The organism is Pseudoalteromonas sp. M8, assembly GCF_018141365.1.
In the GTDB taxonomy this organism is placed as follows: Bacteria; Pseudomonadota; Gammaproteobacteria; order Enterobacterales; family Alteromonadaceae; genus Pseudoalteromonas.
In genome coordinates, this window is the sequence record NZ_CP047240.1 from 688,609 (window position 1) to 700,999 (window position 12,391).

Consider the following 12,391-nt stretch of genomic DNA (forward strand, 5'->3'; position numbering starts at 1 on the left):
TATGTCAGAACAAACATTTAATGGGCCAATTACGCTGGCCTTTAGTGGTGCGTCGGGCGCCCCTTACGGACTGAGATTACTCGAGGTATTGGTGTCGTTAAACTATCAAGTTTACGTGCTAATCTCGAGCGCAGCCAGAGTGGTGCTGGATACTGAGTCGAATTTAAAACTCTCAGGAAATGAACAAAAAGCAACAGAGCAACTACAGACGCTTTTCTGTGCTAAAGATAAGCAAATTCAGGTATTTGGTAAAGATAACTGGTTTAGCCCTGTGGCATCTGGCTCGGCCGCACCAAAGCAGATGGTGGTGTGTCCGTGTAGCGCAGGAAGCGTGTCAGCCATTGCACTTGGGGCATCTGACAATTTGCTTGAGCGCGCAGCAGATGTGGTGATCAAAGAACGTGGCCAATTAATATTAGTGCCGCGTGAGACGCCCTTTAGTCCAATTCATCTTGAAAACATGCTCAAGCTTAGCCGCTTGGGGGTGACTATCATGCCTGCAGCACCAGGTTTTTATCATCAGCCACAAAGTATCGACGATTTGGTCGACTTTATGGTGGCCCGCATTTTAGATCATCTACACATCGAGCATACCTTAGCTAAGCGCTGGGGTTATGGAGAATAATAAAATATGACAATAGCACTGAACATCAAAGGGTTAAAAAAAGTTTATAGTAACGGCGTCGAAGCCGTTAAAGGCATTGATCTCGAAGTTCAAGAAGGGGACTTCTTTGCGCTACTTGGTCCAAACGGGGCTGGTAAATCTACCACAATAGGGGTTATTGCCTCACTGGTGAATAAGACCCAAGGCAGTGTAGAGGTTTTTGGTCATAGTATTGATACTCATTTGGAAGACGCTAAGTCGAACTTAGGTTTAGTACCACAGGAGTTCAACTTTAGCCAATTCGAGACGCTAAACCAAATTCTAGTGACTCAGGCGGGCTATTATGGTGTGCCAAGAGACGTTGCCCATCAGCGAGCCGAGAAGTATCTCAAGCAGCTGGGATTATTTGATAAAAAAGATAAGCAAGCTCGCACGTTATCCGGCGGTATGAAACGTCGCTTGATGATTGCAAGAGCATTGATGCATGAGCCTAAGCTCCTTATTTTAGATGAACCTACGGCTGGTGTGGATATAGAACTACGCCGTTCTATGTGGGATTTTTTGCGTGAAATTAATAAGCAAGGCGTAACGATTATACTCACAACGCATTACTTAGAAGAAGCAGAGCTGTTGTGCCGTAATATTGCGATTATTGATAAAGGCACGATTGTTGAGCACACGACCATCAAGACATTACTCTCAAAGTTGGATAAAGAAACGTTTGTACTTGATCTTAAGCCGCCCATGCAGCCTGTGGCACTCGATGGTTACCAATTTACCACCGTAGATGACCATACTATTGAGGTAGAGGTAGCTAAGTCGCAAGGGCTCAATGGGGTATTCACACAACTCACAGAGCAAGGTAATCAAGTATTAAGTATGCGTAACAAAGCTAACCGTTTGGAAGAGTTGTTTGTTGGCTTACTGGAGCAGGGGAGAGGGGCATAATCGTGTTGAAATATGGCGTCGCGTTAAAAAGTATTTGGATAAAAGAGTGTATTCGGTTTTTACGTATTTGGGTGCAAACCTTAGTACCGCCAGCGATCACCATGACACTTTATTTTGTGATATTTGGCAGTTTAATCGGCTCGCGCATTGGTGATATGGGTGGCTTTAGCTACATGGAGTTTATTGTACCTGGCTTAATCATGATGTCGGTGATCACCAACTCCTATTCTAACGTCGCTTCGAGTTTTTATTCCACCAAGTTTCAAAAGAGCATTGAAGAACTACTCGTTGCACCTGTGCCTAACTATATTATTGTACTTGGCTATATGGGCGGTGGTATGGCGCGAGGCATGCTCGTTGGGCTTATTGTTACTATCGTCAGTCTGTTTTTTGTGGATATTCAAATTCACAATCTAGCGGTTATCGTTATTACGGTTATTTTAACGTCAGCTGTGTTTGCATTAGGTGGTTTGATCAATGCGGTGTTTGCCAACAGCTTTGACGATATTAGTATTATTCCGACTTTTGTGCTTACACCCCTGACTTACCTGGGCGGCGTATTTTACTCAATCACATTGCTGCCGGAGTTTTGGCAAGGTGTGTCACAGGTAAATCCAATCATTTATATGGTAAATGCCTTCCGTTTTGGCTTTTTAGGTGTTTCGGACGTTGATATTGGCGTTGCCTTTACGGTATTAGGTGTATTTATATGTGGTCTATTTTGGTTGTCACTGCACTTAATTAAACGCGGTGTTGGGCTAAGACACTAACCGCAGGATAAAGAATGAGCGCTGCTATCAATTGCAGCGCTCTTGCGTTATTTCAGGTAAAATCCTTACCATTCCCCCTTAATAATGACTGGTTATGACAGAAGCAAACTCTCGTAGTATCACCACTAATCAACAAGGGCTACACGAAAAGCTCGATGAAATCGTTACTAAGCATCTAACCGCTGAGTTTAAAAAACCCATTGCGGCACATACACAAAGCGCTTTCGATGAGGTTAATGCGCGAGTACAGGCCTATAACGGACCGATTATTTTGGACTCATGTTGTGGTGTTGGTGAAAGTACGGCAAATTTGGCGAAGCGACACCCTGATGCGTTGGTAATTGGCATCGACAAGTCTGCGCATCGACTAGATAAACATGATGTTGAATATAAACAAACAGAACAAGGCCAATATATTTTGGTGCAAGCCGATCTCAATGACTTTTGGCGATTAGCGCTGGAAGCCGATTGGCAGCCAACTCACCATTATTTGCTGTATCCTAATCCGTGGCCGAAAGCTAAACATATTCAAAGACGCTGGCATGGTAGCGCGGTGTTCCCTTTTATCGTCAAGTTAGGCGGCAAGTTGGAGCTGCGCAGTAATTGGGATATTTATGTAAAAGAGTTTGCCAGAGCTTTGGCGCTTAGCGGTGTTGATGTTGCAGTGGAAGCCTACGAAAGTGATGAGGCTATTACACCCTTTGAACGTAAGTATTGGGCAAGTGGCCAATCTAGTACCCGCCTCGTCGTAACGCTTTAATTTAACCTATTACAGATCTACACTTCAAATTGATAAAAGCGGCTTAAAGATGGCCGCTTGCTTTGCCTATCCAGCTACCTTCTAATCTTGCAACGCCTGCTGCTTCCAATTGTTTTGCCTGTTTGCTGGTGGCAACACAGGGTACAATCAAGTCGATCCGCTTGGCATTGCAATGACTTGCAAGATATTCAATGGAGCTCAGCAGCATCTCATCTTCATCCAAGTTTTCACAAATACTGGCTTCTAAACAAATGGCATCAAGTGGGAGTTTTAAGATCCGATTGATGGTAAGAAAACCACTATTCACACCCGTTACTGCAACATTTGCACCTTTTGCTTTTAACGACTGCATCATTAAGCTCATATCGCTGAAGTTTTTTAGCACATCCGTTTCATTAAACTCAAATGTGATAAGTTGTGGCTGCGGGTAACGGCGTAGGATCTGGCTGATATATTCAAAATATTCTGCATCCGCGATTTCACTGTGGCTCAATTGCATGCTCCAAGCATGGTTTGATTTACGAAAACGGGTGATGCATAACTCAAGTAGCTTCATGCTAATTTGTGCGCGGAGTTTTGGTTGCTTCATCACTGGATAAAAATGTTCGGCATCGATGATAGCGCCGCGCTCGTTAAGGACGCGTGCCGTGCAGTGGTACTGAATGTCAGCATGGTCGTGACAAGCTTTACGCGGCGTAAAAAAAGGAATGATGCGGTCTGATTCACACGCGCTTTGCAGTAAACGGGTGAGGTGGAGATTTTTTGATTGTTGCTGGGGGTTTATTTGCAGCTGAGAATCAAAATAACACACTTGGGTATTTTGCTGTTGGGCCTGACGTAGCGCGAGAAAGGCATTTTCAAGTAACAACGCGCAATTGCCTTTAGCAACACCCGCACACAAATTAACGTATAAATGCGGCGCGTCGTATATGGGTTTTGCACAAGGGAATGACTCGGTTAAGTTCGCCAAATAATGCTCACCATTTTCGATGCTGGTAACTAGCGCAATTTTAGAGGTGGTAAGGCGGTAAACCTCAAACGGATGGGTAAACTCGCTAAAGTAGCTCATGACTTTTGCCATAACGTTATCGCCGACTTCCGTGCCATAGAAGCTAATGATATCCTCAAGCTCCTTCACCCATACTACGCTTAAGCATAGGTGTTGCGATTTAGAATATTTAAGTGCTTGCTCAAGGGCGATACGGTTGCCAAATCCGGTGCGGCTATCTGTTGTTAAGGTCTTCTTGTAGTACATAAAGTACAAGCTCACGACAACCAAAAACATCACAAAGAAGAAACTAGCGTCAATGGCGGCATCCATTACACTTTCTTGTAACTGACTTTCTAAATCGTGAATGGTTAAGTCTGCACCTGCTATATAAGTAGTGCCATCGGGTAGCACAAAAGGAATAAACACACTTTTAAAGTGGCCCCATTTGTCTTTGGCTATTTCAAACACAGGTTCGGTAGAGTGAAAGGCGCTTTTTAGGGTAATCGAAGCCTCGGAATAAACATCTTGATAACGTGTTAGTCGGTTGAGTTTAAGATCTTCTCGGGTGTAACTGGACGCGGTAAAGTGCACGTAAGGTGGTTTAAGCACCATGGTATAGACGTATTCAACATTTAAAGCACGGGCAAGCTCGGTGAGGGCATGGCTTTTTTGTTTAAACTCGGCTGGGGTTATTTGCTCTGGTGACTCGTGATACTTTTTGCCTACAATGACGTTGGCGCTGGTGGCTGCATTGATTAGCTGGGCGTCGATCCTCGCCATGATATCGCGACGCGTATCATAATAGTTGGCGATAACATAAATCGATAGGGCAGCTAAAAAGATAAAAGAGGCTAAAACGAGCCAAGCAACGGGGAGTCGGGAAGTATAACCTGTGAGCCCTAAAAGCGGCGTTGCTTTTGTCGTAGGCTGCTTAGATTTAGCTTTGAGGGGTTGAGCTATACTCCGAGTATTCATGATAATCCTTTATCCACAATATCGCGATTTAACGACGATCAAAATGCCTAACTAGCGTAAGCGTGGCAGCTGCTTTGTTACATAATATAAACAATACAACATAAATTGATGACTTGAGAAGAAATAAAGCAAAAAATTTCCTCACCAATGATCAATAAAATGCATTGTTGCGAGCAAGTCGGTAATATACCGTTTTGTTGGGTTTATGTCCCCATTTTATACCTTATTTTTGACGAGAATGTAAAATAGAAACTAAGGTATTTTTCACTGAACTTTCGTTGGGTTTTCATAAAATTGTCAATGTTTCATGAATTTTAACTAGACAATAGAAGACAATTCCCTTTCTTTACAGTAAAGTTAGCCATTTCATGTATCACAATCTCTTGTGCAATTTGTATCTACTCAATCTCTAAAATGGGTAGGTAAGCTACTGCACCGTTTGATGTTTAGGTAGTATTGATGGGTCCAAAGCGTTGCGCCGTTGCGTCTGAAGAAAGCTTAATGCGTATATTTACCGTGCCTGAGGCGCCTGATTCAACTTTAAGCAGAATCGAGCAAGAAATCTCGAGCAATTTGGCTGGCTTTTTAAATGAGAATATTGCGGCAGTTGAAAAGCCACTGCACGAAGTTGAAAAAGACTTTCAGTCGGCGGTGATCCCCGAAGTGCCGATGTTTGTCTCCGACTATGCGCAAGATATCATGGAGCAATTAGTTGCCCACTCAGTGCATACCGCAGCCCCAAGCTTTATTGGGCATATGACCTCAGCTTTACCGCATTTTGTGTTGCCACTGTCGAAGTTGATGGTGGGACTCAATCAGAACCTAGTCAAAATTGAAACGTCAAAAGCCTTTACTCCGCTTGAACGTCAAGTATTGGGAATGATGCATCACTTGGTTTACGGCAGCGATGATGCTTTCTACGATAAGTGGATGCACAGCGCAAAAACGTCACTAGGTGCTTTTTGTTCGGGTGGCACAATTGCGAATATAACCGCGCTTTGGATTGCAAGAAACCGCTTATTAAAAGCGGATGGTGAATTTAAAGGTATTGGTGCATCGGGTATTGTGGCTGCAATGCTACATTATGGTTACCGAGGCTTAGCGGTATTGGTTTCTGAAAGAGGCCATTATTCGTTGGGTAAGGCCGCAGATGTGCTAGGTATTGGCCGCGATAACTTCATTTCAATCAAAACGGCTGGCAACAATAAGGTTGATGTTGACGCCATGCGAGCTAAAGCTAATGAGCTTGAAGCGCAAGGGATAAAAGTACTGGCTTTGGTTGGTGTTGCTGGGACGACCGAAACGGGTAATATTGACCCTCTAGAAGAGATGGCTGATTTAGCTGAAGAACTCAATTGCCACTTTCATGTCGACGCCGCTTGGGGTGGGGCAACACTACTATCGAATAACAACCGCTACCTTCTGAAAGGGGTGGAGCGAGCAGATTCAATAACCATAGATGCGCACAAGCAAATGTACGTGCCTATGGGAGCGGGTATGGTGTTATTTAAAGACCCGGCGGCATCTGATGCAATTGAACATCACGCCGAATACATCTTACGGAAAGGCTCTAAAGATCTGGGAAGTCATACTTTAGAGGGGAGTCGTCCTGGTATGGCGATGTTAGTGCACGCATGTCTGCGTGTCATTGGTCGTCAAGGCTATGAGATGCTTATTGATAAAGGGATTGAAAAGGCGCGGTATTTTGCTGAACTAATTAAACAAACCCCTGATTTTGAGCTGATCTCTGAACCTGAGCTATGTTTGCTGACTTACCGCTATGTGCCTGAGCAAATAAAAGCGGCAATCGCACAAGCGGATGAGCAAGAAAAGATAGAGATTTATGCTGCACTTAACCGTTTTACTGCGAGTATGCAAAAGCGTCAGCGTGAAGCGGGCCGCTCTTTTGTTTCTCGAACACGCTTAACGCCAGAGCGATACGACCGCCAACCCACGGTGGTATTTCGAGTGGTTTTGGCCAACCCTCTGACATCAGAGTCTTTGCTTAAAGAAATCATGGATGAGCAACGCCAATTGGCAATGTCAGATCCGGTATTTAAAAAATACCTCGCAAAATATATTAAATAATCAAAGAATAAAGTGGCCTCGCGCCACTTTAATAATCTCAGGCTTATTACCTTTTAGCATTACCTCCTTTACGGATTACTCTACTTATATTCTTATTTCTTACATAATCGTGTGAAAATATTCCAAAACATAGGTTAATTCTAGTATTTAAGACTATGCTTAAAAATTATGGCGCGTTATGCTAGCAGAAAAGAATAAAATCTTCGTATTATGTTGAAGAACTTTAGCAATGTCACTCAGAGGCTTAGGCGGCTCAGCTCGCAAGAGCTTGATGTATCGGGAACATTTCAAAGCTTCCTGATTGATTTACTAGATGAAGGTAAGCTTATCTTAGACGTCACTCGGGTTTCCGTTTGGTTGTTTGATGATCTTGACAAACCTTCTGAGCTTATCAATGTTGCTAATACAGATTGGCAGGGTGACGAGTTACCGGTGCAATTGCCAGCCTTAACATATGAAAACTTCCCCGCTTATTTTTCAGCAATCAACAGTGGTCAATCGATAGATGCGAATGACGCTGCCGCCGATCCCAGAACGTCCGAATTTAAAGAATGTTATTTAACCCCAAACCACATAGTGACCATGTTAGATACGGTGATCTTTAAAAATGGTATTCCTCACGGAGTGGTGTGCTGTGAAGGGAATAATGGCGTACGTATGTGGCACAAAGATGAAATTGCTTTTGCGGAGATGATTGCAGACTGCTGCAGTCGCCGATTACTGGTTAAAGAGTTATGGCAGTTACAGCTGCAACTTACTGACATGGCGTTTAAAGATCCACTCACTGGATTGAGTAATCGACGTTTTTTAATGGATAACGCAAAACGTGAGATCAGTCGTCATGCACGCTTTGACCATCCATTTAGTATGATGATGCTAGACATAGATCACTTTAAAAAAATCAACGATAATCACGGCCATGAAACCGGTGATTTAGTGTTAAAAAGCTTTGCTGAGATCTGTGTAAATACCTTAAGGTTAGAAGACTGTATGTGTCGCTTAGGGGGGGAAGAGTTTATTGTGCTGTTACCTAACACACCGGTAAATTCAGCGATGGTGATCGCCGAGCGCCTGCGACAAGAAATAGAGCAATCGGTTATCTCTACGCCATCAGGGGAGATCACCATTACATCAAGCTTTGGGGTCGCAGCAGTCAATACCAATTTGCCTTTTGGTCATTCATTAAAAGCCGTTGATCACGCGGTATATCAAGCCAAAGCTGCAGGCCGCAACTGCGTGATCCCCGCGCAATAGAGGTGGCGTTGAATACACTAACCACAATCGCAGCCAATTTGCTATTGCACGCTCAAGTTAGTTGAAGCGTCCGGCTCTGACGCGCTTTACCCTTTGGTTTATCCAATGTCTAAAGCAGTGTGCATAGAGCCATTGCTTGATGCCAGTTAGATTTTTGTGTTGCTGATACAGCGCATCTGGACTTGTATAAAGCCCTAAATCGCGTGTGATACTTTGTTTTTGAATATATGCACCATTTAACGAAAAGCGATTATCGGGTTGCTGTAAACAGGGAGTAGAAATACCAAACCCAGTAAAGTTTTTTGCCATCGGGAACTGTTGCTGAACCTGCTTAAGGTAGCCGTCATCTATTATGTAACCTTCAAGCTCTACCCAGCGCTCCTCTAGATAAACTTCAACCCAACTATGGATAATACTTTTTGGAGCAAACCACGCCAGTAGGGTAGGAATTAACCCTTGTTTAAGACTGTTGGCTATCTCAAACCCATGAACTCGGGTGGGAATATCACAAGCCCTTAGCAATGCGACCAGTAATGTTCCTTTGGTATTACATTGTCCATAGCCTTGCTTAAGCACTTGGCTTGCAGTTAGTGTATCTGTCTCACTATAACCAAACTCTATGTCGTCTTTGATGAAGTTATAGATTTGCTCCGCTGCTGTGATTTCATCAAGCTGCCGCCAACCTTTTGCTTCTATTAAGCTTTGGATCTCTGAATGTTGATAATCAACTAAAGGGGTAGTTACTAAAAATTGCTTCATGGTTATGCTCCTATTTTGGTAGCAGTGTGATGCAACTTAGGTAACTAAGCTTGAATAAACTGGCTAAGTTTGTGTTTTTAATGCCTCAGTCGGTGTAATGCCAAACTGCCGTTTAAATGTTCGGCTCAAATGAGCGCTATCTGCAAACCCCGCGAGCATGGCTGCTTGTGTAAGGTTGTTGCCTTGTTGTATGGCGACAACTGAGCAGATCAGCCTGCGCCACAGCACATAAGGTCGCCATGCTATCCCCACTTGCTCCGTAAACAGATGTAAAAAGCGACTTGGTGAGAGATAAAGTGACTCGGCAATCGTATTTGCGCTGAAGTGACTGGGTTTAAGGCAAGTTTGTGCGTTAAAACAAGCATCTAATTGCGCCAATACACGGTCAATTCGTGGATCTAAATCCGTCGTTGGTAGCTCGGTAAGTCCTACTGTGCGTATTAACTCGGCAAGCTTGGCATTGCTATTTGGTGCGGTATTTATCTCGATTGCTGCGCAGCTGTTGCTCTGGAGTTGCTTGCCATACACGCTTTTTGGCTCGACTAATATCACCCAGCCTGAGGTCATTTTTAAGCTATGTTCTACGCCACTAGCAATTACGCTTGGGCCAAATAGCGTTTTGTCACCGACTTGCGCGATACAGTCGCTCACGGGTAGGTTGATTTGAATAAGGTGATGTGAATGGCGCGCGGCATTCAAGTCTTTGACAAAGGAGGCGAATATACCCGGAGTGAGGTGCAGCATAAAAACAGCCGAGACTTTCGCCTCGGCGAGCAGTATTAACCAGAAAATGCGTCTTGCAGTGGTGGTACAACTTGCTTTTTACGGCTCAGTACGCCGTCTAACCATACTTTGCTAGCTTCAGGCTCAACGTCGTATGCTTTTGCGATGATCGCTTCATCATCAGAAGCGATCAGCATTTGTGAGCCTTCTTTCATGATATCAGTAAGTAGCAGCATTACACTGTGGCGATTACCTTCTTCTTTTAATTTTGCGATATCGGCATGTAGCTCATCTTTGATCTTGTCAAATACAGCAAGATCAACCACTTCAAGCTGGCCAATACCAACAAGGTTGCCATTCATATTAAAGTCTTTGAAATCACGCATGACCAGGTCACGAATTGGTGTGCCTTCAACTGCTGATTTCACCTTGAACATTTCCATGCCAAGCTCTTTAGCATCATCAACACCCGCGATTTTTGCAAGTGCTTCAACACATTTGATATCCGCAGTAGTACAAGTTGGTGATTTGAAGATGACTGTGTCGCTTAGGATTGCACACATCATGATGCCAGCAATATTTGCTGGGATTTCTACATCGTAGAAGTCGTACATCATTTTAATAATCGTGTTACTACAGCCAACAGGGCGGATCCAACACTCAAGTGGTGTTGAAGTTGTAAGGTCGCCTAGTTTGTGGTGATCAACTACGCCAACTACAGTTGCTTTATCGATGTCGTCTGGTGCTTGCGTTTTTTCAGTGTGGTCAACGATATACACATCTTCGCCAGCATAGCTCATCTTAAGCTCTGGTGCTTCAAAACCAAAACGGTCAAGAATAAACTGAGTCTCCGGTGAGACTTCACCCAAACGCGTTGGGATTGCTTCTTCACCAATTTGGTTTTTTAAATAAGCAAGTGCGATTGCACCGCAGATTGAATCTGAATCAGGGATCTTATGACCCACTACATACATTGCCATTGACGGAACTCCTTAAAATTTTGCCCACATTCTAGCAAAATAACTTGTCATTTAAATAGTGTAAATGCGCAATTTGGCGTAGATAGGGGACGGTAACGACAGATTGTTGAATTAGGCGAAATAGCCTCGGTGAGCAAGGGCTAATTGAGCATGTATAAATGTAAATTAGTATTATACACTAACCGCTCAAACGCTTAGGAGATGGGTATGATTCAAATGAGCCGTAAGGGCTGGAATAACGTGGTGATCTTTTCCATGTTACTGATGATCTTTTTTCTCAACGGCCTTCACTATAAATTGAATCCCAGTGACGACAAAGCAAAGATACAAGCTGTGCTACCAGAGCAAAGCTTTGTCTTAACTGTGGCATTTCCTGGCTATAAAATTGAACGCATTGGCACGAGCTGGCGTATAGAGTTACCGCAAGGCTCAAACCAGAGCTTTAGTGAAGATGCCTTAGGTGCGCTTGTTGCCAAGTGGCAAAGTTTACAGCTATTGGTTGTTGAGGCGCCAAAGCAGTTGGAGCCAGCGCTGAGCGCAGCGCAGTTTTGGCTAGCAACTCAAGAGCTTCCCCTTAGCTATCAGCTGTATCCTAGCGATAATGGCTTTGTATTATTTGATAAACAACAACAGCGTTGGTTTGAGCTTGATAGTGTGCAAGCCAAAGCATTATTTCTACCGATAGAATTGTAATACCACACAGTAATAGAGTGAATTATGCCTGAGTTACCAGAAGTCGAAGTGAGCCGTTTAGGCATTCAACCATATTTAGAGCAACATATTATCCAAAGCGTAAAAGTGCACAATGGTAAGCTGAGATGGCCTGTACCAGAGGAAGTACAATTGCTCGAAGGTGAGAGGGTGCTTGCGGTTAAGCGACGGGCAAAATATTTGCTTATCGAATCCAAGCATGGCACTGCGATTTTGCACTTGGGGATGTCAGGAAACTTACGTGTTGTTGATAGCAAAGAGCCACTAAAAAAGCATGATCATGTGGAGATCATTCTGGCCTCAGGTAAGTCGCTCAGATTGAACGACCCGCGTCGCTTTGGTGCCTTCTTATGGCAAGGTACAGGCGAAGATCATAGCGTTTTTGAAAAGCTGGGTCCTGAGCCGTTGACCGAGCTTTTTACTGCAGAGTACTTATTTGAAAAAAGCAGAGGCAAAAAACAGCCGATTAAACAATTTGTTATGGATAATCATGTGGTGGTTGGTGTGGGTAATATTTATGCCAATGAATCTTTGTTTAAAGCAGGGATCCATCCCAAAAAAGAAGCAGGCAAAATTTCACTTAAACGCTACCAATTACTGACACCGATCATCAAGGAAACCTTAAGTGCAGCTATCAAACAAGGGGGAACGACACTTAAAGACTTTGCTCAAAGTGATGGTAAGCCGGGTTACTTTGCTCAAGAGTTACTTGTGTATGGTCGCAAAGGTGAGCGTTGCGTAAGCTGCGAAACGCCATTAAAAGAAATACGTCTAGGGCAGCGCAGCACAGTGTATTGCGCTAAGTGTCAGCGCTAGAGCAAAGTGCAG

At 43.7% G+C, this 12,391-nt stretch carries 12 protein-coding genes; 8 read left to right on the plus strand and 4 right to left on the minus strand.

Annotated elements, in window-relative coordinates; translation table 11 throughout:
- Position 1 precedes the first annotated feature (1 nt).
- The 4 genes from GSF13_RS08150 (at position 2) to GSF13_RS08165 (ending at position 3,082) form a co-directional block, all read left to right on the plus strand.
- The gene (locus GSF13_RS08150; RefSeq protein WP_010605733.1) at positions 2-625 is read left to right on the plus strand and encodes a flavin prenyltransferase UbiX; all 624 of its coding nucleotides are present in this window, start codon (positions 2-4) and stop codon (positions 623-625) included.
- 6 nt (positions 626-631) lie between these two features.
- Positions 632-1,552 (plus strand): ABC transporter ATP-binding protein, encoded by a 921-nt coding sequence (locus GSF13_RS08155; protein WP_211867820.1) that lies wholly within the window; start codon positions 632-634, stop codon positions 1,550-1,552.
- Positions 1,553-1,554: 2 nt separating this feature from the next.
- Positions 1,555-2,322: an ABC transporter permease gene (locus GSF13_RS08160; protein WP_010605731.1), complete on the plus strand. Its 768-nt coding sequence runs from the start codon at positions 1,555-1,557 to the stop codon at positions 2,320-2,322.
- A gap of 94 nt (positions 2,323-2,416) precedes the next feature.
- Positions 2,417-3,082 carry a methyltransferase domain-containing protein gene (locus tag GSF13_RS08165; RefSeq protein ID WP_211867822.1) on the plus strand — a complete coding sequence of 222 codons (666 nt, stop codon included), beginning with the start codon at positions 2,417-2,419 and terminating at the stop codon, positions 3,080-3,082.
- Between the two features lie 43 nt (positions 3,083-3,125).
- Here the strand turns inward: GSF13_RS08165 and GSF13_RS08170 are convergent, their stop codons facing one another.
- Positions 3,126-5,048, minus strand: coding sequence for an EAL domain-containing protein (locus tag GSF13_RS08170; protein ID WP_010605729.1), 1,923 nt, complete (start codon positions 5,046-5,048; stop codon positions 3,126-3,128).
- Positions 5,049-5,507: 459 nt separating this feature from the next.
- Between GSF13_RS08170 and panP the strand changes: the two genes are divergently transcribed.
- Together panP and GSF13_RS08180 are read left to right on the plus strand one after the other, a co-directional pair.
- Positions 5,508-7,136 carry a pyridoxal-dependent aspartate 1-decarboxylase PanP gene (panP, locus tag GSF13_RS08175; protein WP_174170374.1) on the plus strand — a complete coding sequence of 543 codons (1,629 nt, stop codon included), beginning with the start codon at positions 5,508-5,510 and terminating at the stop codon, positions 7,134-7,136.
- Positions 7,137-7,346: 210 nt separating this feature from the next.
- Positions 7,347-8,390, plus strand: coding sequence for a sensor domain-containing diguanylate cyclase (locus GSF13_RS08180; RefSeq protein WP_211867824.1), 1,044 nt, complete (start codon positions 7,347-7,349; stop codon positions 8,388-8,390).
- Between the two features lie 57 nt (positions 8,391-8,447).
- On the opposite strand, the gene GSF13_RS08185 is transcribed toward GSF13_RS08180, so the two are convergent.
- The 3 genes from GSF13_RS08185 to GSF13_RS08195 form a co-directional block, all read right to left on the minus strand.
- On the minus strand, positions 8,448-9,149 hold the full coding sequence (locus GSF13_RS08185; protein WP_102056124.1) for a transglutaminase family protein: 702 nt from the start codon (positions 9,147-9,149) through the stop codon (positions 8,448-8,450).
- A 63-nt stretch (positions 9,150-9,212) separates the two neighbouring features.
- The gene (locus GSF13_RS08190; protein ID WP_211867826.1) at positions 9,213-9,893 is read right to left on the minus strand and encodes an AraC family transcriptional regulator; all 681 of its coding nucleotides are present in this window, start codon (positions 9,891-9,893) and stop codon (positions 9,213-9,215) included.
- A gap of 35 nt (positions 9,894-9,928) precedes the next feature.
- A complete protein-coding gene (locus tag GSF13_RS08195) occupies positions 9,929-10,852 on the minus strand; it encodes a manganese-dependent inorganic pyrophosphatase (protein ID WP_211867828.1) in 924 nt (307 codons plus the stop codon).
- A 207-nt stretch (positions 10,853-11,059) separates the two neighbouring features.
- Here GSF13_RS08195 and GSF13_RS08200 point away from each other — a divergent pair, with 207 nt between their 5' ends.
- Both GSF13_RS08200 and mutM read left to right on the plus strand, forming a co-directional pair.
- Positions 11,060-11,545 (plus strand): hypothetical protein, encoded by a 486-nt coding sequence (locus tag GSF13_RS08200; RefSeq protein ID WP_211867829.1) that lies wholly within the window; start codon positions 11,060-11,062, stop codon positions 11,543-11,545.
- Positions 11,546-11,569: 24 nt separating this feature from the next.
- Positions 11,570-12,379 (plus strand): bifunctional DNA-formamidopyrimidine glycosylase/DNA-(apurinic or apyrimidinic site) lyase, encoded by an 810-nt coding sequence (gene mutM, locus GSF13_RS08205; protein WP_211867831.1) that lies wholly within the window; start codon positions 11,570-11,572, stop codon positions 12,377-12,379.
- Positions 12,380-12,391 lie beyond the last annotated feature (12 nt).